General features: G+C 70.8%; 22 protein-coding genes, 1 pseudogene and 1 riboswitch. Of the genes and pseudogenes, 17 read left to right on the top strand and 6 right to left on the bottom strand.

The features are described 5' to 3' along the window. The first annotated feature begins 78 nt into the window (after positions 1–78). The 5 genes from GA0115254_RS08005 (at position 79) to GA0115254_RS07985 (ending at position 4,838) form a co-directional block, all read left to right on the top strand. Positions 79–357: an acyl carrier protein gene (locus GA0115254_RS08005; RefSeq protein ID WP_093894592.1), complete on the top strand. Its 279-nt coding sequence runs from the start codon at positions 79–81 to the stop codon at positions 355–357. Next, positions 354–1,577, top strand: a complete 1,224-nt coding sequence (locus GA0115254_RS08000; RefSeq protein ID WP_093894591.1) for a beta-ketoacyl-[acyl-carrier-protein] synthase family protein — start codon at positions 354–356, stop codon at positions 1,575–1,577. Before GA0115254_RS08005 ends, GA0115254_RS08000 begins: the two co-directional genes overlap by 4 nt. Before the next feature lie 78 nt (positions 1,578–1,655). Further along, a riboswitch (cobalamin riboswitch) is annotated at positions 1,656–1,845 on the top strand. Positions 1,846–1,879: 34 nt separating this feature from the next. Next, positions 1,880–2,947, top strand: coding sequence for an ABC transporter substrate-binding protein (locus GA0115254_RS07995; protein ID WP_176740020.1), 1,068 nt, complete (start codon positions 1,880–1,882; stop codon positions 2,945–2,947). Beyond that, a complete protein-coding gene (locus GA0115254_RS07990; protein WP_370740840.1) occupies positions 2,944–4,035 on the top strand; it encodes a FecCD family ABC transporter permease in 1,092 nt (363 codons plus the stop codon). The genes GA0115254_RS07995 and GA0115254_RS07990 overlap by 4 nt, the downstream gene beginning before the upstream one ends. Then, positions 4,032–4,838: an ABC transporter ATP-binding protein gene (locus GA0115254_RS07985; protein WP_093894590.1), complete on the top strand. Its 807-nt coding sequence runs from the start codon at positions 4,032–4,034 to the stop codon at positions 4,836–4,838. The genes GA0115254_RS07990 and GA0115254_RS07985 overlap by 4 nt, the downstream gene beginning before the upstream one ends. Before the next feature lie 57 nt (positions 4,839–4,895). On the opposite strand, the gene GA0115254_RS07980 is transcribed toward GA0115254_RS07985, so the two are convergent. Next, a complete protein-coding gene (locus tag GA0115254_RS07980) occupies positions 4,896–6,755 on the bottom strand; it encodes a Kelch repeat-containing protein (RefSeq protein ID WP_176740019.1) in 1,860 nt (619 codons plus the stop codon). A gap of 250 nt (positions 6,756–7,005) precedes the next feature. Here GA0115254_RS07980 and GA0115254_RS07975 point away from each other — a divergent pair, with 250 nt between their 5' ends. Together GA0115254_RS07975 and GA0115254_RS07970 are read left to right on the top strand one after the other, a co-directional pair. Continuing rightward, the gene (locus tag GA0115254_RS07975) at positions 7,006–7,590 is read left to right on the top strand and encodes an adenosylcobinamide amidohydrolase (RefSeq protein WP_256102441.1); all 585 of its coding nucleotides are present in this window, start codon (positions 7,006–7,008) and stop codon (positions 7,588–7,590) included. Between the two features lie 54 nt (positions 7,591–7,644). Next, positions 7,645–8,553 carry an NAD(P)-dependent oxidoreductase gene (locus tag GA0115254_RS07970; protein ID WP_093894587.1) on the top strand — a complete coding sequence of 303 codons (909 nt, stop codon included), beginning with the start codon at positions 7,645–7,647 and terminating at the stop codon, positions 8,551–8,553. Positions 8,554–8,866: 313 nt separating this feature from the next. On the opposite strand, the gene GA0115254_RS07965 is transcribed toward GA0115254_RS07970, so the two are convergent. Continuing rightward, complete coding sequence (locus GA0115254_RS07965; RefSeq protein ID WP_093894586.1) at positions 8,867–9,775, bottom strand: RNA polymerase sigma factor SigF; 909 nt, start codon at positions 9,773–9,775, stop codon at positions 8,867–8,869. Between the two features lie 437 nt (positions 9,776–10,212). Here GA0115254_RS07965 and GA0115254_RS07960 point away from each other — a divergent pair, with 437 nt between their 5' ends. From GA0115254_RS07960 to GA0115254_RS07925, 8 genes and pseudogenes are all read left to right on the top strand, one after another. Then, a complete protein-coding gene (locus tag GA0115254_RS07960) occupies positions 10,213–11,112 on the top strand; it encodes a TIGR03619 family F420-dependent LLM class oxidoreductase (protein WP_256102440.1) in 900 nt (299 codons plus the stop codon). Between the two features lie 141 nt (positions 11,113–11,253). Further along, a complete protein-coding gene (locus GA0115254_RS07955) occupies positions 11,254–12,174 on the top strand; it encodes an NADP-dependent oxidoreductase (RefSeq protein WP_093894584.1) in 921 nt (306 codons plus the stop codon). After that, complete coding sequence (locus GA0115254_RS07950; RefSeq protein WP_093894583.1) at positions 12,171–12,944, top strand: GNAT family N-acetyltransferase; 774 nt, start codon at positions 12,171–12,173, stop codon at positions 12,942–12,944. Before GA0115254_RS07955 ends, GA0115254_RS07950 begins: the two co-directional genes overlap by 4 nt. A gap of 178 nt (positions 12,945–13,122) precedes the next feature. Beyond that, positions 13,123–14,337 carry a PP2C family protein-serine/threonine phosphatase gene (locus GA0115254_RS07945; protein ID WP_093894582.1) on the top strand — a complete coding sequence of 405 codons (1,215 nt, stop codon included), beginning with the start codon at positions 13,123–13,125 and terminating at the stop codon, positions 14,335–14,337. 88 nt (positions 14,338–14,425) lie between these two features. Then, positions 14,426–15,096, top strand: a pseudogene (locus GA0115254_RS07940) (TetR family transcriptional regulator). Then, positions 15,093–15,866 carry an SDR family NAD(P)-dependent oxidoreductase gene (locus GA0115254_RS07935; protein ID WP_093894581.1) on the top strand — a complete coding sequence of 258 codons (774 nt, stop codon included), beginning with the start codon at positions 15,093–15,095 and terminating at the stop codon, positions 15,864–15,866. The pseudogene GA0115254_RS07940 and the gene GA0115254_RS07935 overlap by 4 nt, the downstream one beginning before the upstream one ends. Positions 15,867–15,930: 64 nt before the next feature. Further along, a complete protein-coding gene (locus tag GA0115254_RS07930; RefSeq protein WP_093894580.1) occupies positions 15,931–16,971 on the top strand; it encodes an NAD(P)-dependent alcohol dehydrogenase in 1,041 nt (346 codons plus the stop codon). A gap of 113 nt (positions 16,972–17,084) precedes the next feature. Beyond that, complete coding sequence (locus GA0115254_RS07925) at positions 17,085–17,450, top strand: DUF6191 domain-containing protein (protein WP_093894579.1); 366 nt, start codon at positions 17,085–17,087, stop codon at positions 17,448–17,450. On the opposite strand, the gene GA0115254_RS07920 is transcribed toward GA0115254_RS07925, so the two are convergent. The 4 genes from GA0115254_RS07920 to GA0115254_RS07905 are packed head-to-tail and all read right to left on the bottom strand — an operon-like array spanning position 17,447 to position 20,551. After that, positions 17,447–18,541 (bottom strand): bile acid:sodium symporter family protein, encoded by a 1,095-nt coding sequence (locus tag GA0115254_RS07920; protein ID WP_176740018.1) that lies wholly within the window; start codon positions 18,539–18,541, stop codon positions 17,447–17,449. The genes GA0115254_RS07925 and GA0115254_RS07920 overlap by 4 nt on opposite strands. A gap of 38 nt (positions 18,542–18,579) precedes the next feature. Further along, entirely contained in the window at positions 18,580–19,284 is a 705-nt protein-coding gene (locus GA0115254_RS07915; protein WP_093894577.1) for a phosphatase PAP2 family protein, read from the bottom strand. After that, positions 19,281–19,883 carry a phosphatase PAP2 family protein gene (locus GA0115254_RS07910; RefSeq protein ID WP_093894576.1) on the bottom strand — a complete coding sequence of 201 codons (603 nt, stop codon included), beginning with the start codon at positions 19,881–19,883 and terminating at the stop codon, positions 19,281–19,283. Before GA0115254_RS07910 ends, GA0115254_RS07915 begins: the two co-directional genes overlap by 4 nt. Further along, positions 19,883–20,551 carry a DedA family protein gene (locus GA0115254_RS07905; protein WP_256102439.1) on the bottom strand — a complete coding sequence of 223 codons (669 nt, stop codon included), beginning with the start codon at positions 20,549–20,551 and terminating at the stop codon, positions 19,883–19,885. The genes GA0115254_RS07910 and GA0115254_RS07905 overlap by 1 nt, the downstream gene beginning before the upstream one ends. Positions 20,552–20,737: 186 nt before the next feature. Between GA0115254_RS07905 and GA0115254_RS07900 the strand changes: the two genes are divergently transcribed. Both GA0115254_RS07900 and GA0115254_RS07895 read left to right on the top strand, forming a co-directional pair. Next, complete coding sequence (locus GA0115254_RS07900; RefSeq protein WP_256102442.1) at positions 20,738–21,139, top strand: BlaI/MecI/CopY family transcriptional regulator; 402 nt, start codon at positions 20,738–20,740, stop codon at positions 21,137–21,139. Continuing rightward, on the top strand, positions 21,136–21,797 hold a 662-nt coding region (locus tag GA0115254_RS07895; protein ID WP_107451308.1), incomplete at its 3' end, for a M56 family metallopeptidase. The genes GA0115254_RS07900 and GA0115254_RS07895, both read left to right, overlap by 4 nt.

The raw sequence follows: 21,797 nt of genomic DNA, 5'->3' as shown, positions 1-21,797 counted from the left end.
GTCACCCAGTTGATTCGGCGTCGGGACGGTGCCCCTCGCCTTCCCCGGCAGCCGTACCGAATGACGGAGAGGAAGCTCATGAGTGCGATTCATCCCAAGATCACCGAGGTTCTGACGCACACCTTCAAAGTGCCCGTCGCCGAGATCCGCCCGGATTCCACGATGGACAGCCTGGAGATGGACTCCCTCGCCGTCGCCGAGTTCGCCGTCCTCATCCGGGAGACGATGGGCGGCGACGGGGACTTCGACAAGCTCCCCAAGGACGCCACCCTGGCCGACATCACGCGGTACATCGACGCGACAGTCGGCAGCGGGGCGCTGATGGGCGGCGAGGCACCGACGAGCAACGCCCGATGAACAGGCCCGCGATTGCCGTAACAGGCCTGGGAATGATCACTCCGGTCGGCAACGACACCGAATCCACCTGGAAAGGTGTGTGCGCCGGAGTTTCGCCGGTGCGTACCGTCGCGGCACTTGAAGGGTGCGCGATCGACTTCGCCTGCACGGTGGACGGCATCGATCTGGACGCCGCGATCGGCGGCCGTACGTCCTTCCGGATGGGGAAGTACGTCAAGTTCGCCGTTCTCGCCGCCCGGGAGGCGGTCGCAGACGCCGGACTCGACCCGGCGCAGTGGGAGGGCAGCAGGGTCGCGGTGGTCGTCGGCACCAGCAGCGGAGGTTCCGCCGCCCTGACCGAGCAGGCCGTCGTACTCGACCGGCACGGACCGGATGCCACCTCGCCGTCGGGCATCCTGCTCACCATTCCGAACATGCCCGCGGCCGAGATCGCCATCCAGCTGCGAGCCACCGGCCCCAGCCTGGCACCGTGCACCGCCTGTTCGTCCGGCGCCACCGCACTGTCCGTCGCCCGCGATCTGCTGGTCACCGGACAGTGCGACATCGCGATCGCCGGAGCCACCGAGTCGATCGTCTACCCGGTCGCCATGACCGGATTCGCCCGGTCCGGAGCCGCGGCCCGGGCGGACGGCGAACCGGCCAGGCGGTGCCGGCCCTTCGCGGCCGACCGTGCCGGCCTGGTCATGGGCGAAGGCGCCGCCGTCATGGTGCTGGAACGGGCGGACGACGCCGCGGCCCGGGGCGCCGCGCCGCGGGCACTCCTCGCCGGCACCGGCGCCACCACCGACGCCCACCACCCCACAAGCCCGCACCCGTCCGGCGCGGTCGCCCAGGCCGCGGTCGAGGCCGCGCTGCGCGACGCGGGCTGGGCGGCCGAGGACGTCGAGCACGTCAACGCACACGGCACGGCGACACCCATGAACGACGCCACCGAGGCCGCCCTCATCGGCCGGGTCTACCCGCACCGGCCGCCCGTCACCGCCCCGAAGGGTGTCCTCGGGCACTGCATGGGCGCGGCCGGAGCGATCGAGGCCGGACTGACCGTCCTGACGCTCCAGCGCGGAGTCGTACCGCCGATCGCCAACCTGGACGCCCCGGCGCCCGAGTTCGACATCAACTGCGTCACCGAGCAACCCCTGCGGCAGCCCATCCGGCGCGCCGTCAGCCACTCCTTCGGCTTCGGGGGGCATAACGCCGTGATCGCTCTACAGCGTCCTTAGGCATCGGGCGGGTGGTGCGACGGGCACACAGCCCGGCGCACCACCGGCCACACCGCCCATGAGCTGCGCGGAGGCTCGTGATAACTTGCCGAAGCCAGTCAAACTCCACGTAGGGGTCAGGGAATCCGGTGAGAATCCGGAACTGACGCGCAGCGGTGAGGGGGACGGGCGGGGCCACGGCCACTGGGACCACCCGCGGGTGTCCTGGGAAGGCGTCCCGTCCGTAGGAGCCCGAGTCCGAAGACCTGCTGGCACCTGTGACCCGGTACCGGGCGCAGGACTCCGTACAGCGGGCTCCGCGCATGAGCCCCGAGACGCAGAGGGACTCCGTGCCGTCCATAGCCAGCCCTGTCCGCACCATCGCCCTGCTCTCGGCGGGACTCGCCCTGCTGAGCGCCTGCGGGGGCGGAACGAGCAGCTCCGCCGCGAAGTCCGGCTCGGCCGACGGATACCCCGTGACGCTGAAGAACTGTGGACGCACCGTCACCGTCGAAGCCGCACCGCACCGGGCCGTCTCGGTCGACCAGGGTTCGACGGAGATCCTGCTCTCCCTCGGCCTCGCCGACCGGCTGGCCGCCACCTCGACCTGGACCGACCCGGTGATGAAGGGACTGGAGAAGGCCAACGCCAAGGTTCCCAGGATCGCGGACAACCGGCCGTCGTCGGAGAAGGTCCTCGACCAGGAACCCGACTTCATCAGCGCGTCGTTCGAGTCGACGCTCGCCAAGGGCGGCGTCGCGCCCCGCGAACAGTTCGAGGATCTCGGCGTCCCCACCTATGTCTCGCCCGCCGACTGCACCGGCAAGGACAACAGCGGCGGCGGCGACGGAGCCCGTACCGCGCCACTGGCCATGGACAGCGTGTACGGCGAAGTGCGCGACCTGGCCAAGGTGTTCGGCGTGCAGAAACGCGGCGAGACGCTCGTGGCGCAGCTGCGGGCCCGGGTGAAGAAGGCGTCCGAGGGCGTCGACGCCTCCGACGCCACCCTCCTCTACTGGTTCTCCGACTCCAAGGCCCCGTACCTGGCCGGCTGCTGCGGAGCGCCCGGCATCATCACCGGGGAGCTCGGCGCGAAGAACGTCTTCGACGACACCCATGAGGAATGGCCCCAGATCAGCTGGGAGACCGTCGCCGACCGCAACCCCGACGTCCTGGTCATCGGCGACCTGACCCGCAAGGCGCAGACCGCCGAGAGCGCCGCGAAGAAGATCGAGTTCCTGGAGTCCAACCCCGTCACCAAGAACATGGACGCCGTCAGGCACAAGCGGTATGTCCTGCTGAGCGGCCAGGCCATGAACCCGTCCATCCGGACGGTCGAGGGTGTGGAACGCGTTGCCGCCGGGCTGCGCACTTTCGGATTCGCGGGGTGACGGACACCGAACGGGCCACGGCGGTGGACGCGCCACCGGCCTCCGAAGCAGCCGAGCGCAGTGGCACGCAGATACGGAAGCTGCGCGGCGGAGCCCTGTGGGCCTGTGGCATCGCACTGCTCGTGCTGTCCGTCGCGGTCGCCGTCACCATCGGCCCCGCCCGTATCTCCGTTGCCGACGTCTGGTCCACGGTCGCCTCCCACGTCGGCTGGGGCCGGTCACGGCTCACCCCGATCCGGGACGGCATCATCTGGAACCTGCGCATGCCGCGCACCCTGCTTGCCGCGGTGTGCGGCGCCGGGCTCGCGGTGTGCGGAACCGTCATGCAGTCCCTGCTCCGCAACCCGCTCGCCGACCCGTTCGTCCTCGGTGTCTCCTCCGGCGCGTCGACCGGCGCGGTCGTGGTGGTCGTCCTCGGCGTCGGCGGGGGAGCGGTGTCGATATCGACCGGCGCGTTCATCGGCGCACTGTGCTCGTTCGCCCTCGTTCTGCTGCTGAGCCACACCCTGGGCGGCACGACCGACCGGGTCGTCCTCTCCGGTGTCGCGGCCATGCAGCTGTTCTCCGCGCTCACCTCCTTCGTCGTGATGACCGCCGCCGACGCAGAGCAGACCCGCGGGGTGCTGTTCTGGCTGCTCGGCTCGCTCAGCGGGGTCGGCTGGACCGATGTGTGGATCTGCTCCGCCGTTCTCGTCGTGACCCTGCTGATCTGCCTCGGCCACGCCCGTACGCTCGACGCCTTCGCGTTCGGCCAGGACGCCGCCGCCACACTCGGCGTCCATGTCGCGCGCACCCGGATCGTGCTGCTCTGCACGACCGCACTGCTGACCGCCGCACTCGTCAGCTCGGCCGGCGCCATCGGCTTCGTCGGTCTGGTCCTGCCGCACGCCGCCCGTGCGCTCACCGGCTCCGGGCACCGGCGGCTGCTGCCGGTCACCGCCCTGGCCGGGGCGGTGTTCCTGGTCTGGGTCGACACGCTGGCCAGGACGGTCCTCGACCCGCAGGAAGTACCCGTGGGAGTCGTCACCGCCCTCATCGGCGTGCCCGCGTTCGTCCTGGTCCTGTACCGCAGCCGGAGGATCACATGACGCCTGGAGCCACTGAGGGGCTGCGTGCCGAGCGGGTCAGCCGGGAGGCGGGCGGCCGCCTCATCCTCGACGGGGTCCACCTCACCCCGCCGCCCGGTGCCACCGTCGGGCTGATCGGGCCGAACGGCTCCGGGAAGTCGACCCTGCTGCGGGTGCTGGCAGGAGTCCTCGCCCCCGATGCGGGCGTGGTCACCCTCGACGGCCGGCGGCTCGACGAGATCGGTCGCCGAACCGTGGCCCAGCGGGTCGCCGTGGTCGACCAGCATGCGGTCACCCAGGTCGAGTTGAGCGTCCTGGACGTGGTACGCCTGGGGCGTGTCCCGCACCGCAGGGCCTGGTCGGCACCCGGCCGGGCGGACGACGACGCGGTGCGCGAAGCCCTGGAGCGGACCGGTCTCGCCGATCGCGGCGACCAGTCCTGGCACACCCTCTCCGGAGGTGAGCGGCAACGTGTCCAGATAGCGCGCGCACTGGCCCAGCAGCCGCGTGAACTGCTGCTCGACGAGCCGACGAACCACCTCGACATCCAGCACCAGTTGGATCTGCTGTCGCTGATCACCTCGCTGCCCCTCACCGGTGTGATCGCTCTGCACGACCTCAATCTGGCCGCGATGTTCTGCGATCGGATCGTCGTCATGAAGGAGGGGCGGGTGGTGGCCGCCGGGACCCCGGCGGAAGTGATCACCGAGGAGCTGATCGCCGACGTCTACCGGGTCAGGGCACGGGTCACTCCCGACGGCCCGGACGGTCGCCCCTCGGTGCGCTTCCTGCCCCAGTGGCCGGGGCCGCGCTCACCACGGTGAGCACGGCCCCGGGGACACCCGGTGTGCGGCGGGCCCGGCCGGCCGGGCCCGCCGAACCTAGGCCTTCTTCAGAGTGAAGTCGGTGGTCACCGTTCCCTTCTTGACGACCTTGACGGTGGTCACCGTCGGTGCGTAACCGTCCTTGGCGACGATCACGGTGAGCGGGTTGTTGCGAGCATCCAGCCACAGGGCGTAGTGGCCGTCCTTGTCGGTGATCAGGGTGTACGAGGACGCCCACGAGTCGACCTGGACGGTCGCCCCCTTCAGGGGGGCCGTGCTGCCGTCGGATGCCTTGCCGCGCACTGTCCCGGTGATCTTGCCCCAGGTGTTCGGCGGAGCCACCGTCATGGTGACGGGGACCGATGCCACCGCGTACGGGGTGTTGGTGGAGATGGCGACCTGAGCGGTGAACTCACCCGGCTGGGTGATCTCGTCGACCGAGGCCTTCACCGATACCGCGACCGAGACGGTGGCGCCCGGAGCGAGTGTGAACTCCGAGGAGTCCAGCGACAGCCAGCTGACGTCCGAGCCGCTGGTCTGGTCGTAGCCGGGGAGCAGTTCGACCGTGCTGACCGGGCTGGCGGTGCCGGTCGCGCCGCCGACCTTGTAGAAGCCCGGGGCGCCGCCGCCGCGGAAGGTCGCGACGTCGGCGTTGGGCAGGGACGACCAGGTCCCGGCAGCCGGGTCGTAGGCGTAGCCCGCGTTGGTGAGTGCGTTGCCGCTGACGCCGGAGGAGATCAGCAGCAGGCCGTTGGCCGCGGTGGACGCGGAGCCCCACAGAGGTTTCGGCATGTCAGGCAGGGCCGACCAGGAGTCGCCAGCCGGGTCGTAGACGTATGCGGACTTCAGCTCGCCATCGTCGGTGACACCGCCGGAGCAGTACAGCAGTGCGCCGATGGCGCCGCAGGACTCCCAGGCGACGTCCTCCGGGTAGCTTGCCGCGGTGGACCAGGAGTTGTCCGACGCGTCGTAGACCGTCACCGAGTCGGAGCCGCAGACGGTGGCGGTGCAGCCGCCGACGGAGTACAGCTTGCCGTCCAGGACCGCGGAGCCCGAACCCGCCAGCGGAGTCGGAGAGGGGGCACCGGTCGTCCACCTGTTGGAGCCGGGGTCGTAGATCTCCAGCTTGGCGTCCGGGCTGCCGCCGGCACCCCAGCCACCGACGGCGTACAGCTTGCCGCCGATGAAGCCGTGGGCCGGGGCCTCCCGGGTGTCGGCCGCGTCGGCCAGCTTGGTCCAGCCGTTCTCGGCGTCGTAGGAGTACAGCGACTTGATGTCGGCCGAACCGTCGTAGCCGAACGCCGAGTAGATCTTGCCGTTGTCGGCGGCTACGGCGTTGTCCTCGATGGTGTCGGGCAGATCGGCCACGGTCTCCCATGCGTCGCCGCCCTCGGCCGGTGCCGCCGCGGCGGCACCGGCCTTGCCGGCCCGGCTCTTCGCCGACAGCGGCGAGTAGTCACCCTTCTTGCTGATCAACGGCGCACCCGAGGCCGCCGGGGCGAAGCCGCCGGTCTTCTCGGCCAGTTCGACGGTGGCGTCGGCACCACCGGTGTTCTTGATCGTGAGGGTCTTGGTCGCCGAACCGCCCCAGGCCACCGAGGAGTCGATCGAGGTGGGCGTGACCTTGAGACGCCCGGCCTTGAGGGAGAAGTTCTTCTCGACGGTGGAGTCGGCGGCGAAGGTCACAGCCTTGGAGGCCGATACGTACTTGGACTTGGCGACGGCCAGCGTCTGCTTGCCGACCGGTGCGAAGGCCCAGTAGAAGCCGTCACCGAGGGCCGCGTCGTTCGGGGTGGCGGCCGAGGTGGTGCTCACGGCGCCGGTTCCGGTGCCGGTCAGGGTGGCCCCGCTGATGCCGTCGCCGGTGTTGGCGTCGGTGACCTGCCCGATGACCAGACCGCCGGGGACGGGCGACATACTTCGGATATTCGGGTACCGGAGTCGCCCGGCGCCGAGCACCAGGACCGAGCTCCGGTACGTCTCCGCCCCCGCACCGCGCCCGGCGCGGGCCGAGGGACCCCGGCGCATATGATCGACGGGCCGACTGCCCACCGTCCTCCTGCCGTGCCACCGGGGGTGCCTCATCCGTTCCGTACGCATCCGGCTGCCCGAACAGCGCGGTGAACTGCTGACCCGGCACGAGGACGGCCTGGACATCCACCATCTGGTGTGGCGGCTCGGGCCGGGGTGGCGGGTATGCAGCAGCGCCGTGCTCGGCGGTGGCATCGGCCCGCGCTCCTGGATCCTCAACGCCCAGGTGCCCGGCGGCTATCCGCGCCTGGACCCCGACCGTCACCTTGCCGAGATCGCCGCCGCGGAACACCTCGGCGGACCCGGTGCCGGACTGATGACGGCCGCCGACGTCACGGCGTTCACAGTCGCGGCCGACGAGGGGGTGACGGCGACCGTGACCTGCGGACTCGGCGTACGCGGCTGGGCGGCGGCCCCTGCCGAGGGCACCGAGGGGCTGCCGCGGCCGGGCACGGTCAATATCGTCGTCACCCTGCCGGTGGCTCTCTCCGACGCCGCGCTCGTCAACGCGATCGCCACCGCGACCGAGGCCAAGGTCCAGGCACTCCTGGATGCGGGACTCGACTGCTCCGGCACCCCCACCGACGCCGTCTGTATCGCCGCCCCCTCCCCGGGACCCACCCCCGGTGAACCCTTCGCAGGACCCCGCTCGCGCTGGGGCGCACGACTCGCCAGGGCCGTGCACGCTGCCGTCCTCGAAGGTGCGCTGCGGCAATCCTGAGAACCCACTGCGCCGCGAGCCGACCGGGGCGCGGCCCATGAAGGGAGTCCTCTCATGACCTCAAGCGCTGCCGACGCCACCTCGAAGCGGCCGACGGTCGCCGTCCTCGGCACCGGAATCATGGGATCAGGCATGGTCCGGAGTCTGCTCCGGGCCGGACTCGACGTCCGTGCCTGGAACCGTACGCAGGCCAAGGCGGCCCCGCTCGCCGCCGATGGCGCCACGGTCACCGAGACGGCGGAGGAAGCCGTACGCGGTGCCGACGTCATCCTCACCATGCTCAACGACGGCCCCGCCGTCGCCGCCGCGCTGACCGCCGCGTCGCCCGGGCTGCACGCCGGCCAGGTGCTGCTCCAGAGCTCGACCGTCGGGCTCGACGCCACCGCCGATCTCGCCAGGCGCGCGATGGACGCGGGTCTGGTCTATCTCGACGCACCGGTCTCCGGTACCAAACAGCCCGCGGAACAGGGCACGTTGACGGTCTTCGTGTCCGGTCCCTCCACCGCCCGGGCGTCGGTGAACCCGGTGCTGGATGCGATCGGACAGCGAACGGTCTGGGTCGCGGAGACTCCCGGGGCGGCCTCGCGGCTGAAGCTCGTGGTCAACACGTGGGTGATCACCATGGTCAACGGCATCGCGGAATGCCTCAACCTGGCCGAAGGACTGGGGATCGCCCCGCAGACGTTCCTCGACGTAATGAAGGGCGGCCCGCTGGACTCCGCCTACCTTCAGGGCAAGTCCGCCGCCCTCCTCTCCGGTGACCTCACCCCGAGTTTCTCCGTGTCCAACGCGCTCAAGGACAGCCGCCTCATCCTGGACGCGGCACAGGAGTCAGGGGTGCGGCTGGACCTGGTCGCCGCGTCGGTCGACCGTTTCGCGCGCGCCGAGGCGGCGGGGCACGGCGGCGAGGACATGATCGCCACCTACTACGCGGGCCGCGCCCCGGAGAAGGACGGTGGCTGAGTCCTGCCGGACGGTCCGACCAGGTGCCGGAGCAGTCCGCTCCGGCACCGCCGGGCCCGTTACAGCCGTTCAGGCGGCCTGCGCCTCGTGCCGTGCCCACGGCACCGATCAGGCAGCCCTGCGTGATGTGGACGGCAACCTCCGGCTGCGTAAGGCCCGTTCGGTCCGTCGCCCGCGCCGACGGCAGGACGGCCGTACCACGGTCCCCTGGGCAGTCAGTCGGCCGACCGGCGGACCAGTTCCCGCTCCTCTGCCCGTCGCGCAGCCGCACGCCGCCACCGGACGCCCGCTTCGGTGCCGAATCCGCTCAGATTTACTCCTCGACGAGCATTCCGCTGCGGAGCTTCCCCAGAATCCTGCTGATCAGCCGCGACACATGCATCTGCGAGATGCCGAGCTCCGTGCCGATCTGGGACTGGGTCATCTCCTGGCCGAAACGCATGTCGATGATGCGGCGCTCACGAACGTCGAGATCGCCGAGCAGCGGCGCGAGCGTATGCAGATTCTCGACCGTCTCCATGGCGGGATCGGGTCCGCCCAGGACATCGGCGAAGGTGCGCCCCGGTGCGTTTCGCCGGCCCGCGTCCGCCGGATCGGCCGGCATGTCCAGCGAACCCGCCGTGTACCCGTTGGCCGCCACGATGCCCTCGGTGACCTCGCCCTCGCTGAGCCCCAGTTGATCGGCCAGCTCCGGCACGGTGGGGTCGCGGTCGAGCTGCGTGGCCAGGGACTCCTTGGTCCTGGCGATGTCGACCCGCAACTCCTGCAGTCGGCGCGGGACATGCACCGCCCAGCTGGTGTCACGGAAGAACCGTTTTATCTCGCCGGTGATGTAAGGGACCGCGAAGGAGGTGAACTCGACCTCGCGGGAGAGATCGAACCGGTCGATGGCCTTGATCAGCCCGATGGTACCCACCTGGACGATGTCCTCCATGTCGCCGCCGCCCCGGTTCCGGAACCGTCCTGCGGCGAAGCGGACAAGGGAGAGGTTCATCTCGATGAGGGTGTTGCGCGCGTACTGATGGGCGGGGGTTCCCTCCTCAAGGACCTGGAGCCGGTCGAAGAACAGCCTGGACAGTTCACGCGCATCCGGCGGGGCGATCTTCCCCGCATCCTCGATCCATGGCAGGTCGCCGATGTCCCCGGCAGCCTCCCCCGTCGGCGTCGACCGTGCACTCTCCGCTCGCTCCGCACCGGCAGTCTGCGCAGTGTGCGCCGTCATCTTGTCACGCTCCCCTGGTAGTAGGTGAGGTGTAGGCGTCTGCCCCCGCAGGCCGCTCCCATGCGGAAAAGTGGAAGTCGATCAGGTCACACGGCGTCTATGGCCGGGAATCGTCATGACCCCTCGTCATCTCTGTTCAGGCGAGGCGCGATATCTGTGCGGCGAGGCGCACCGGACACCAGAACCGCCCCACCGGTACGGGGGAGCCCGGTGGGGCGGTCGCCTCCAGGTTGCCACAGCCGACGGCGCATCGGGGCCGACCGGCTCATATCCAGCGGCAGTTGAGTCGAAATCGACGGTGCCCCGACTGCTGTGCATCCGGTGGACGTGGGGGCGGGGGCAGGCCGACGGTGACCCGGCTGCGGTCTGCATCCGGATCTTCACCGACAAGAAGTTCGCGTATGTCCGGTTGTTAGGCTCCGATCGTGAAATTCGGCGTGAACATACTCAATTTCGGTGTCGGCACCACCCCGGCAAGCCTCCTCCAACAGGCTGTGGATGCACGCGAGTTGGGGTACTCCTTCGCGATGATCTCCGATCACATCGCGGTCACCCCCGATGTGCACGAGACGTATCCCGCCCCGTTCTACGACCAGTTCGTACTCGCCGCGCACATCGCCGGGCGGGTGCCAGGTCTGGTGCTCGGTACGACCGTCACCGTGATTCCGTACCGGCACCCTCTGCAGACCGCCCGGCTCGCAGCCAATATCGACAACCTGAACGCCGACGGATTCATCCTCGGCGCGGGGATCGGCTGGTCCAGGGCCGAGTACGAGGCGCTGGGCGTGCCCTTCGCCGAGCGGGGACGGATCACCGACGAGTACCTGGCCGCCATCCGCGCCGCATGGGCCGAGGACCCCACGACGTTCCGGGGCGACCACGTCTCCTATCAAGGAGTACGGACCGCTCCCGCGCCCGCATCCGCCCCCTGCCTGCCCGTCTGGGTCGGTGGCAACTCGGCCGCTGCCCAGCGTCGCGCCGCCCGGCTCGGTGAGGGCTGGCATCCGTACCGGCTGCCTCTCGATGCGATCCGGGCCGGGCTGCCGGTGATCACCGAGGAGGCCGAACGGGTCCGGCGCCCCGCTCCCACACTCGTGCCGCGGTTGCAGATCCGCGTCACCGACGCACTCCTCGGCAGCGAACGCCCCGCCGGGCACGGCACGACAGACCGGATCCGGGCCGATCTGGCAGAACTCGGCGAGCTGGGCGCCACCCACGTGCTGCTCGACGTCAACCCGGACACACCCGCCGAACGCGGCACCGCGGGCGACGACCGGCGGCTTCTCGAACTCCTCGTGAACAAGGTCGTGGACCCGGCCACGGGCGGCGTCCGCTGAATCATTGCGGCCCGATGAACACTCCACCGGCCCGGGAATACGTGCAGGGAAAAGGACCTTCCTGCTGCTGTAGTGATCGGTGAGCGGCCCGGCCGTCGGTGCCGTGCACCGTCGCTGCCATGACCAGGAGAAAGGGAGCTCATGCCCAAGGCGTACGTGTTCACCCGCAACGGCGGACCGGAGGTGGAGGCCCTCATCGAGCAGGACGTGCCGGCGCCGGGCCCCGGCGAACTGCTCGTCGCCGTCCGGGCGGCCGGGGTCAACCCGGTCGACTGGAAGCTGCGTACGGGGTACACCAGGCCCGGCAGCGAGCCGCAGCCGTTTCCCACCGTCTTCGGCAGCGAGGCCGCCGGAGTCGTCGAGGGCGTGGGCCCGGACGTCGAAGGGTTCGCGGTCGGGGACGAGGTCTTCGGCAACCCGGTGACCGGCGGGTACGCCGAGTACACGCTGCTGCCCGCCGCCGTGACCGCGCACAAGCCGGCCGAGCTGTCGTTCACCGACGCGGCCGTACTGCCGGTCGCGGTGGCCACCGCGTACGACGGCGTCCGCCAGCTCGGACTCGCTCCCGGTTCGACCCTGCTGATCACCGGAGCCGGAGGCGGTGTCGGAACGGCCGCGGTACAGCTCGCCCGCCACGCCGGTATACATGTCATCGGTACCGCGAGCGCGGCCAAGAAGGACTTCATCGAGTCGCTCGGCGCGGTGCACGTCGAATCCGGCGCCGGTCTTGCCGACCGGGTCCGGGCAGCGGCCCCCGACGGCATCGACGCGGTCTTCGACCTGGTCGGCGGAGACACCCTGAGGGCCGTGGCCCCGCTGCTCACGGACCCGGCCACGCTGATCAGCGCCGGGGGCAAGCCACTGGCGGTGGAGCTCGGCGGGGCGGCCGTCGTACGGGCCCGTACCGCGGCGGTTCTCGACGAGGTGGCGAACCTCGTCGTCACCGGCGCCCTGCGGACGTATGTGACCGGGACCTTTCCGCTCGCCGAGGCGGGACAAGCGCTGCGTGCCGTGGAGAGCGGACATGCGCGCGGGAAGATCGTGATCGAGGCGATCGCGTGAGCGCGCCGCATGTCCCTGGGGGTGGGCACCCGCTGGACAACCCGGTCCGCGCCGCACTGACCGGCCCGCACTCCCACTTCGCCGAGGAGCGTGGCCGCATCCTGCGCTACCCGGCGGACGTGGCCCCCTGGGTCGCGATCCCGGACGCGCCGAAGGCCGAGGACTGGGCCGACGCAGCGGCGCTCGCCGGCCCCGGTGGCGCCGTCACCATCACCGCCTTCCGTGAACCGCCGCCGGACGACTGGGAGATCACCTTTCACGCCGAGGGCGTCCAGCTCGTCGACGCCGGGGTCGCGGCGGCCCCGTTTCCGCAGGCCGTACGACTCGGACCCGCCGATGTGCCCGAGATGCTCGACCTGGTCGCCCGCACCCGCCCGGGGCCGTTCCTGCCCCGTTCGGTCGAGCTCGGCACCTACCTCGGCGTCCGCCGCGAAGGAGCGCTCGTCGCGATGGCGGGCGAACGCCTCCACCCACCCGGCTGGAGCGAGATCAGTGGCGTCTGCACGGACGACTCCGTGCGCGGGCAGGGGCTCGGCAGCGGGCTCGTCCTCGCCGTCGCCCACGAGATCAAGCAGCGCGGCGAAACACCGTTCCTGCACGCCTCCGCCTCCAACACCCATGCCGTCCGGCTCTACGAATCGCTGGGATTCGTTCTCCGCCGCCGGACGTCCTTCCTCTCGGCGCTCGTACCGGATCATCCGCCGACGCGCCTGCCGGGAACCGGTGGCGTCCGCCGCGACGGCGACGCCTGTGCGGCAGCCGTGCGCTGAACCGCAACACAGTGACCTTCGTCCCGGGATTTCCGGGCCGAAGGTCACTGCCGTTTCCGTTTCCGGGACCTTCGGCGCGCTCCAAGAGGCCGTAAGCCTCGTGTGCTGCCCCCTGTGAACCGGATGGACTGGGACGGAACGTCGGCGCTGGGCCGGCAGATCCCGGGAGGAATGGGCCGTGACGATCGGGCTCCAGCACCGAGCGGCGACGCGTGGAGCGGCGCTCCCTGGTACGGACGCGGGGGAAGAAGCCGTTTTCGCCCCCCGGATCGGGAACGGGGCACTGTTCGGCGGGCTGACACTCGTGACCGTCCTGGTTGCCATCCTTGACGTCTGGACCGGCGACGAGCTGCGCCTCATACCGCTCCTCGTGGTCGTGCCCGCACTCGTCTCGGTCTTCGGAACGATTCGGCAGACGGTGGGCGTGGCCACCTGGATCATGACCGTGGTCGTCTGCTCACGACTGGTGACCGGGGGAGCGTTCTGGGACGTCACCAGCAGCATCGCCTTCACCGCGCTGGCCTGCTTCCTCGGCGTCGGTTCCTGCGCGCTGCGGCTCCGTCATGCCGCCGAAATAGCCAGACTGCGCTCCGCCGCCGTTGCGCTCCAGCGACAGATTCTGCGCCCGCTGCCCATCCTGACCGAGCAGATCTTCGCCCACGGCATCTATACGCCGATCGAGGAGGACCGCCTGGTCGGCGGTGACATCTACGAAGTCGTGCAGTCGCCCTACGGAACCCGGTTGATCATCGGAGATGTGCAGGGCAAGGGGCTCGCCGCGATCGGGGCAGGCTTCGCCGTGCTCGGAGCGTTCCGGGAAGCGGCCATTCGTGAGCCCACCCTGACCGGAGTGGTCGATGCGCTGGAGGACGCGGTCGCCCGGCACAACACGTTCTCCGCCCAGACCGGAGAGATCGAACGCTTCGTCACCGCTCTGGTGCTCGGCTTCGACGGGGAGGACCGGGTGCAGGCCGTGAACTGCGGCCATCTGCCGCCCCGGCTGCTGCACGACGGCGTGGCCCGCCCGGTTCCGCTGCGGCGCACATCCGTTCCCTTGGGCATGGCGGAGCTCAGCGCGGAGGCGCGGGTCGCGGAACCGCTGGACTTCCCGCCCGGCGCGACGCTTCTGGTCTTCACCGACGGGGTCACCGAGGCCCGCGACGCATCGGGCGCCTTCTATCCGCTGGACGCCCGGCTGGCCCACTGGGCGGCGCACGGGCCGCGCGAGGTGCTGGACGCGCTCCACGCCGACCTGGAGTCCTTCTCCGGAGGCGTGCGACGCGACGACATCGCCGCACTCGCCCTGCGCCGGGCACCGGCAGGCAGCCGCCACCGGCCCGTGGCGACCGGTCACGGTGCTCGCCGGGCCGCTGAGACCTTCAGCGGCCGGTAGAGGCTCCGGCAGGGCGGCCGGATGCTGATCCAATGTCCCGACGAGACTTTTGTCGCGTCGGGACATTTTTTAGGTGTACCGTGCACTCATGAATCCGGAACGAAAGACCCCGGAGCGACGGAGCCGCAAGGCCCGCAGGACCCGGGACGCACTGGCTCAGGCCGCGTTCGAGCTCGTACTCGACCGAGGTCTGAAAAATGTGACGGTCGAGGAGATCGCGGAACGCGCGGACGTCGACCGGCGGACCTTCAGCCGGTACTTCACCAGCAAGGAAGCCGCAGTCCTGGACTCGCTCCGGGACGACGGCGACCGGATCAACGACGCCCTGCGCGTACGCCCCGCCGACGAGCCCCCCTCACCGCCTACCGCCGCGCCGTTGTCGCCTGGCTCGACGACCCCGACGCACAGGCGTGGCACCGCCGCGACCGGATCTTCGACGTGCTGGTCCTCGCCGAGCAGGAGCCGACCCTCTACGCCGCGTTCCACCACATCCGGGTGGACGCCCAGGAGGACTCGGTCGCCATCATCGCGCAGCGGCTCGGAGTCGACCCGCGGCTGGACATCCGTCCCGCCGTCGCGGTCGCCGCGGGCGCCGGGGCACTCCTCGCGGCCCAAGCCGCCTGGGCCCGCGGCGGGCACCCGGACAACCTGCCCCGACTGATCGGGCAGGCCTTCGACGCACTCTCCGGAGAACTGCTCACGCAGCATCCCGCCGGGGCGGCGCCGCACAGCACCACGGAAGGAAACGCAACCTCATGAGCACCCCCCTCACCCCCGCGGACCAGGAGTTCGCCGGCAGGACCGCCCTCATAACCGGCGGCGCCTCCGGCATAGGACTGGCCCTGGCCCACCGGCTGGCCGCAGGCGGCGCGTCCGTCGTCGTCGCCGACTACGACGAGGCCAACGCCCGCAAGGCGGTCACCGAACTGGAGAGTGCCGGCGCCAAGGCCGCCGCGGTGGCCATGGACGTGACCGACCCGGCGTCCGTGGAAGCGGGCGTGCGATTCGCCGTCGAGACGTTCGGCGCCCTGCACCTCGCCGTCAACAACGCGGGCATCGGCGGTCCCAGCAACCCCACCGGTGAGTACGCGATCGAGGACTGGAACCGGGTCGTCGCCACCAACCTCAGTGGTGTTTTCTACTCGATGCGCTACGAGCTTCCCGCGATCGTCGCGGCGGGCGGCGGCGCCGTCGTCAACATGTCGTCGATCCTCGGCACCAACGGCTTCGCCGGATCGCCCGCGTACGTGGCCGCCAAGCACGGTGTCGTCGGCCTCACCAAGACGGCCGCCCTCGAATACGCGGCACAGAACGTCCGGATCAACGCCGTCGGCCCCGGCTTCATCGACACGCCGCTGCTGCGCAATACGGACGGCCCGGCCCGCGACCACCTCATCTCGCTGCACCCGGCCGGACGCCTCGGCAAGGCGGAGGAAGTCGCCGAACTCGCCGCCTTCCTGCTCTCCGACCGCGCCTCCTTCATCCACGGCAGCTACCACCTGGTGGACGGCGGCTACTCCGCCTCCTGATCGGCGGACGGGGGAACGGGGGAGCGACCAACAGAACATAAAAGAAAGCAGTGAGGAGAACCCCATGAAGGCCGTTCAGTACCGCGCCGTCGGCTCAGCACCCGAAGTCGTCACGGTGCCCGACCCGTCGCCCGGCCCAGGCCAGGTGCTGCTGAAGGTCACTGCCGCAGGTGTCTGTCACTCCGACATCGCCGTGATGAGCCGGCCCGCGGAGCAGATCCCCTTCCCGCTGCCGCTCACCCTCGGCCATGAGGGCGTCGGCACCGTCGCCGCACTCGGCGACGGAGTGAGCGGCCTCTCGATCGGCGAGTCCGTTGCGGTCTACGGCCCCTGGGGCTGCGGTACGTGCGTCAAGTGCGCCGAGGGCAAGGAGAACTACTGCCTGCGCGCCCAGCAACTCGGCATCACCCCGCCCGGACTCGGCTCGCCCGGCGCCATGGCCGAGTACATGATCGTCGACGACCCCCGCCACCTGGTGCCGCTCGGCGACCTCGACCCGGTCCAGGCCGTGCCGCTCACCGACGCGGGCCTCACCCCGTACCACGCGATCAAGCGGTCCCTGCCCAAGTTGGTACCCGGTGCCACCGCCGTCGTCATAGGCACCGGTGGCCTCGGCCACGTCGCGATCCAGCTGCTGCGCGTCATGACGGCCGTCCGGGTCGTCGCCCTGGACGTGTCGGAGGACAAGCTCGCCCTGGCCCGCGCCGTCGGCGCCCACGAGACCGTGCTTTCAGACGAACACGCCGCGGCGAAGATCCGTGAACTGACCGGCGGTGTCGGCGCCCAGGTCGTCCTCGACTTCGTCGGAGCACCTCCCACCGTCGCCACGGCGGGGGCAGCGGCCGCCATCGACTCCGATGTCACGATCGTCGGCCTCGGCGGCGGTGCGCTGCCGGTCGGCTTCGGGTCACTGCCGTACAGCACGACGGTGACCTCCCCGTACTGGGGATCGCGCTCCGAGCTCGCCGAGGTACTCGACCTCGCCCGTGCAGGATCGGTCGAGGTCCACGTCGAGACCTACACGCTGGACGAGGCGCCGCTGGCGTACGAGCGGCTGCACCACGGGAAGATCAACGGCCGCGCGGTCATCCTCCCCAACGGCTGACCGCCAACAGCTCTGATCCCCAGGACCGTGTGGGCCGTTGCGCAATGCGTCGGCCCCCACGGTCGTACCCGCGACCGATGCGCACCGCACCCCACATCGATGAGACTGGGCGGATGGAATTCGTCGCACTGATGACGCTGCCCGGACTGGTGATCGGGCTGACCGGCGTCGCTCTTCTCGACCAGTTGATGCTGTGCGCAGGGCGGGCCGGTCTGCTGCCGTGGCGCAACAGCGCACGCCGGGGCCAGGTTTCGGCGACCGGCTTCGAGCAGTTGCATGCGACCTTCTCGCCCGGCAAACAGAGCGAACTCAAGGAGCGCCGCAGCGCCCTGCTGCTGCGTGACGACGAGGAGGACGGCGCGCCGCCCCACCGTTCCACCGTCGACCTCGACGGCGGCCTCGCCGTCATCCGCCTGCCCGGCCACGGGAGCCAGGGGCCCCTCGTTCCGATCAGGCCGGGGCCAGACGAAAGGTCCTAGGAGGCGGCGGCCCTGCGGCGCAGCACCGAGTCCGCCAGCCCTGCCCCGCACTTCTGCAACAGGCTGTACGCGAGAACGGGCAGGAGCACCTGAGGGCTGCTCGGCAGATTCGTCGCGGCCAGTACCGCACCCGCGCTGCTGTTGTTCATTCCACAGGTCAGCGTGATCGCGACCGTGTCCGCGCGGTTCGCCCGGACCGTGCGGGCCAGACACCAGCCGATGACGAAGGACGCCGCGCACAGGGCCCCGGACACGACGACGGCCGCGACCAGCAGTGCGGGCCGCGGGTGGAGCAGGAAGCCGCCGAGCGCTCCACAGGCGTTGCTGTACGTGAGCAGCACCGCGTCGAGGAGTCCGAGCAGCCGCAGCCACGGCAGATGCCGTTCGAGCACATGGCGGGGTGTCACCCGTTGGACGGCCAGACCGGCGACGCACGGCACGATCACGCTGATCACGGCGAACGCCCCGCCGTCCGTCGCAGCCATCCGGGACAGATCGTGGGCATAGTGGCCACGTGTCAGAGTCGAGGCCGCCGAGAGCATCAGCGGAATCGTCAGTGGACTCAGCAGGGTGGAGGCGAGCACGATCCCCACGACCAGGGAGTGGTTGCCGCCCGCCCGCCCGCCCCAGACCGTGGCTCCGGCCGCGACCGGCATGGCCCCCACGAGCGCGAGGCCGGTGATCAGTCCGCTGCAGCCGTCGGCATCGGGCAGTTGGCCCAGTGCAACGGCCACGCCGGGCAGCAGGGCCAGCGGAATGAGCGTGTTGGCGGCCGTTCCCACCAGCAGCGGCAGTGGTCGGCGGACGAGCCCGGGCAGCCCCCCGGCAGGCACCCGTAACGCCGCGGTGAAGAGCAGATAGCCGAGCAGGAGCGACGGCAGGGTGAGCTGGGTACGGGCCGCGCCGGCGGGTAAGGGCACCGCGGCGAGGTGAAGCTGCCGCAGGGCCAGTCCGGCCTGCGGCAGCAGTGTGGCCGCCGTGTACGCGGCCACCATCACCCAGGTCAGCCGTCGCTGGAGGAGCGAGAGCAGACGCGGCACAACCGGCGGACGGATGACACGGGTGGTACGTGCGGGAGAGATGAGTGGCATCGCACGGAACCTCGAGGGGTGGGGCCTGAACGGACCGGTCACTGCGGGAGCGGCAGTGCCTTCCGTATCAGCGCGGTCCCGAGCCCGATCCAGACCGTGGCGAACAGCCATCCGCCGAGTACATCCGTCGCCCAGTGAACGCCGAGCAGAACCCGGCTCAGACCGACGGCCGCGGCCCAGCAGACCACCAGGGTGGCGACGACGGAGCGGAGGGGACGCGGCCCGGTCCCGCCGCGCGTCCGGAGACCGAGGGCCGTGAGCAGCAGACCGGCCATCAGCGCGGACGTCGTCGCGTGCCCGGAAGGGAAAGCGAAGCCCGAGGCGTGCGTGGCCCAGTCGTCCAGCGGCGGGCGGGGCCGGGCGATCAGCTCCATGAGGACATAGCGGACACCCTGCGCAAGCAGCAGGAAGGCCAGGGCGCCTGCCGCGTACCCCAGCCGTCGGCGGGTGTCACGGCCTGCGATCAGCCCGGCGACCACCGCTGTCCCGTACGGGAACACTCCGGTACCGGTGGCCGTGATGGCCCGGGCGGTCGTCACGAGGCCCGGCGGCCGATGCCGCAGCGACCAGTCGTGGCCGGCCCGGTCCAGGGCGGGCGGGGAGCCGTGCCGGGTGGCCAGGACGAGAGCCGCCAGCGCAATCAGTCCGAGCAGCGCGACGAGAACGGCTCCCAGTGGTGTACGGAGCGGTAACGCGCCGGGTCCGGGCCGGGCGCGCGCGACCGCCGAAGCGTCTTCGGTCATCGTGTCGCCACCAGGGGGCGCAGCGGGCTCTCGCGCAGCCGGACGACCGCCGGGGCACAGCGCCGCGCGGCGACCGTCAGAGGCCAGGCGACCAGCGCGCCGGTGACCAGCCCGATCAGCACATCGTGCGGGTAGTGCACACCGATCCAGACCCGGGACGCCGCCATCAGCAGAGCGGCAGGCACCGCGAGCGCCCCGAGCCGGCGGTCGGTCAGCCAGATCGCCACTGCCGCGGCCGCCGCGATGGCGGCGTGGTTGCTGGGGAAGGACCAGTCACCGAGTGCGGGACATGCTTCCACCGTCACGACATGCAGGGTCTGGCACGGCCGTTGCTCATGGAAGACCGACTTCACCAGATCGTTGACGATGTACGCGGCCACCACGACGAGCGGGGTGCAGAGCGCCATGGCGGTACGGGCGGGGCCCGCGGAGCGGGAGCGCCACCAGGACGCGAGCATCAGCAGTGCGAACAGCGCCAGTCCGTAGTCCGACCAGACGCGGATGGTGGAATCCAGAGCGGCCGGGGAGCGCTGGGCCAGCTCGGTGATCCAGGTGTACAGGCCACCGTCGAACGAGGTGGCGGTGGAGGCGAGAGGCATCAGCTGTTGTCTCCTTCGGCGGTGCGCCGACCGCGGGAGCGGAGCAGTTCGGCAGCGAGCGGGATGAGGGAGATCACGACCACGACAGCGACGATCGGCAGCAGATAGCGGTCGACGTTGGGTACCGAGGACCCCAGTGCGTATCCCGCGAGGACCAGTCCGACGGTCCAGACCGCCCCGCCGACGACCTGCCACAGTGTGAAGAGCCCGGCAGGGACGTTGAGCGCCCCGGCCAACGGGTTGAGCACCGTGCGTACGACGGGTACGAAGCGGGCCAGCACGATCGCCCGCGCATGGCCGTATCTGCCGAGCAGCTCCTCGGCGCGGGCGGCGCCCTCGTGCAGCCGTTTGGCGCGACTGCGGGCGAGCAGGGCCCGGCCACCGCGGCGACCGATCCAGTAGCCGGCCTGCGCACCGAGCAGCGCGCCGGCCAAGGCGGCGATCAGCACCTGTGGCAACGACAGCTGGACCGGGCCGTGGGTGCCCGACACGCAGAGCAGGCCCGCCGTGAACAGGAGGGAATCGCCGGGCAGAAAGAAGCCGACGAGCAGTCCTGTCTCGGCGAAGAGCACGACGGCGATGCCGAGCGCACCGAACGCTCCGAGCAGTGAACCTGCGTCGAGCAGGTTCACCGCTTGTGGCGCAGCCGCCAGTGAGAATACGGACACGGTGGAAGGTCTCCCATAATGGTGAGCGGGCGGCCCTACGGAACGCCCGGACTGACTACAGTGATGTAGACGGTCTACGTCACTGTAGACGCCCGAAGGCGGAGGGGAGTTCCCATGTCCCAGGTGAAGGGGATATCGAGCGGAGAATCCGACCCCGGCTCGTACGGCGAACCAGCCCTTGGGCCGGTGGCGGAAGCCGGACCGGAGCGCCCGTCGCCGCACCACACCGCATCGGAACGACGCCCCTCCGGCGAGCTGGAGTCCACGATCCTGGCGGCCCTGTGGGCGGCCGGAACCCCACTCACTCCAGGCGAGGTGCAGGGTGCGATCGGGGCCGCTCTCGCCCGCACCACCGTCACGACGATCCTGTCGCGTCTCTACGAAAAGGGTACGGTCACCCGAACCCGCGCAGGCCGCGGATTCGCGTACACCCCCACCGAGGACGCGCCGGGGCTGACCGCCCGCCGGATGCACAGCGAGCTGCAGAAGGAGGAGGACCGCAGCACGGTGCTGGCCCGATTCGTGTCACAGCTCACCGACGAGGACGAGCAGCTGCTCCGGGACCTGCTCGATGGAGAAGCCCGATGATCTATGCCGTGTGGGTTCCGCTGCTGATGCCCTTCGTCGCGGTACCCGCAGCCCGTCGCCTGGCAGACGCCCTGTCGCCGGTGCGGGCCGTACGGCTGCTTGCTTCGACGGGCATCGGCCTCGCCCTGTGCAGCCTGCTCGCCCTGGCCCTGCTGGTGGTGCCCGGCGCGACCCGGTTCTCCGCCGTCTCCGCCTTCGGTGAACTCGTCAGGCCGCTCTCCGACGCCGCTCCCGCCTCCGCCGTGCCCCTCGCGGCTGCCGCACTGGCTCTGCTCGCGGGCTGCGCCGTCGCCGTCACCCGCACCGCCCGCCGCCACTGGGCCGAGCTGCACCGGTCCGCGCAGCCGTCCGAGTGCAGCGGTGGTGAGCTGGCCGTCCTGCGCGACAGCCGCCCCGACGCGTATGCGCTGCCCGGACGTCCCGGAACTCCCGGCCGGATCGTCGTCACCACGGGGATGCTGCGTGCCCTGGACCCCGCCGAACGCGACGCCCTGCTGGCACATGAACGCGCCCATCTCGCGGGCCACCACCACCTCTTCATCGCCGCCGCCGAAGTGGCGGCACTCTGCCACCCCGCGCTGCGCTCCCTGCGCGCGCCCATGGGCTACGCCCTGGAGCGCTGTGCCGACGAGGCTGCCGCCTGCGCCGTCGGCGACCG

This window comes from Streptomyces sp. Ncost-T10-10d (genome assembly GCF_900091955.1).
Taxonomy (GTDB): domain Bacteria; phylum Actinomycetota; class Actinomycetes; order Streptomycetales; family Streptomycetaceae; genus Streptomyces.
The sequence above is the reverse complement of the archived record's forward strand: the minus strand, read 5'-3'. Positions and strand labels throughout refer to the sequence as shown.

Excerpts from the sequence above, each read along its gene's own strand:
- GA0115254_RS08000 (WP_093894591.1), top strand. The coding sequence starts at position 354 with ATGAACAGGCCCGCGATTGCCGTAACAGGCCTGGGAATGATCACTCCG.
- GA0115254_RS07965 (WP_093894586.1), bottom strand. The coding sequence starts at position 9,775 with ATGACGGCGCACACTGCGCAGACTGCCGGTGCGGAGCGAGCGGAGAGT.
- GA0115254_RS07935 (WP_093894581.1), top strand. The coding sequence starts at position 15,093 with ATGAGCACCCCCCTCACCCCCGCGGACCAGGAGTTCGCCGGCAGGACC.
- GA0115254_RS07955 (WP_093894584.1), top strand. The coding sequence starts at position 11,254 with ATGCCCAAGGCGTACGTGTTCACCCGCAACGGCGGACCGGAGGTGGAG.
- GA0115254_RS07995 (WP_176740020.1), top strand. The coding sequence starts at position 1,880 with ATGAGCCCCGAGACGCAGAGGGACTCCGTGCCGTCCATAGCCAGCCCT.
- GA0115254_RS07925 (WP_093894579.1), top strand. The coding sequence starts at position 17,085 with ATGGAATTCGTCGCACTGATGACGCTGCCCGGACTGGTGATCGGGCTG.
- GA0115254_RS07985 (WP_093894590.1), top strand. The coding sequence starts at position 4,032 with ATGACGCCTGGAGCCACTGAGGGGCTGCGTGCCGAGCGGGTCAGCCGG.
- GA0115254_RS07910 (WP_093894576.1), bottom strand. The coding sequence starts at position 19,883 with ATGCCTCTCGCCTCCACCGCCACCTCGTTCGACGGTGGCCTGTACACC.
- GA0115254_RS08005 (WP_093894592.1), top strand. The coding sequence starts at position 79 with ATGAGTGCGATTCATCCCAAGATCACCGAGGTTCTGACGCACACCTTC.
- GA0115254_RS07920 (WP_176740018.1), bottom strand. The coding sequence starts at position 18,541 with ATGCCACTCATCTCTCCCGCACGTACCACCCGTGTCATCCGTCCGCCG.
- GA0115254_RS07970 (WP_093894587.1), top strand. The coding sequence starts at position 7,645 with ATGACCTCAAGCGCTGCCGACGCCACCTCGAAGCGGCCGACGGTCGCC.
- GA0115254_RS07930 (WP_093894580.1), top strand. The coding sequence starts at position 15,931 with ATGAAGGCCGTTCAGTACCGCGCCGTCGGCTCAGCACCCGAAGTCGTC.
- GA0115254_RS07915 (WP_093894577.1), bottom strand. The coding sequence starts at position 19,284 with ATGACCGAAGACGCTTCGGCGGTCGCGCGCGCCCGGCCCGGACCCGGC.
- GA0115254_RS07980 (WP_176740019.1), bottom strand. The coding sequence starts at position 6,755 with ATGTCGCCCGTCCCCGGCGGTCTGGTCATCGGGCAGGTCACCGACGCC.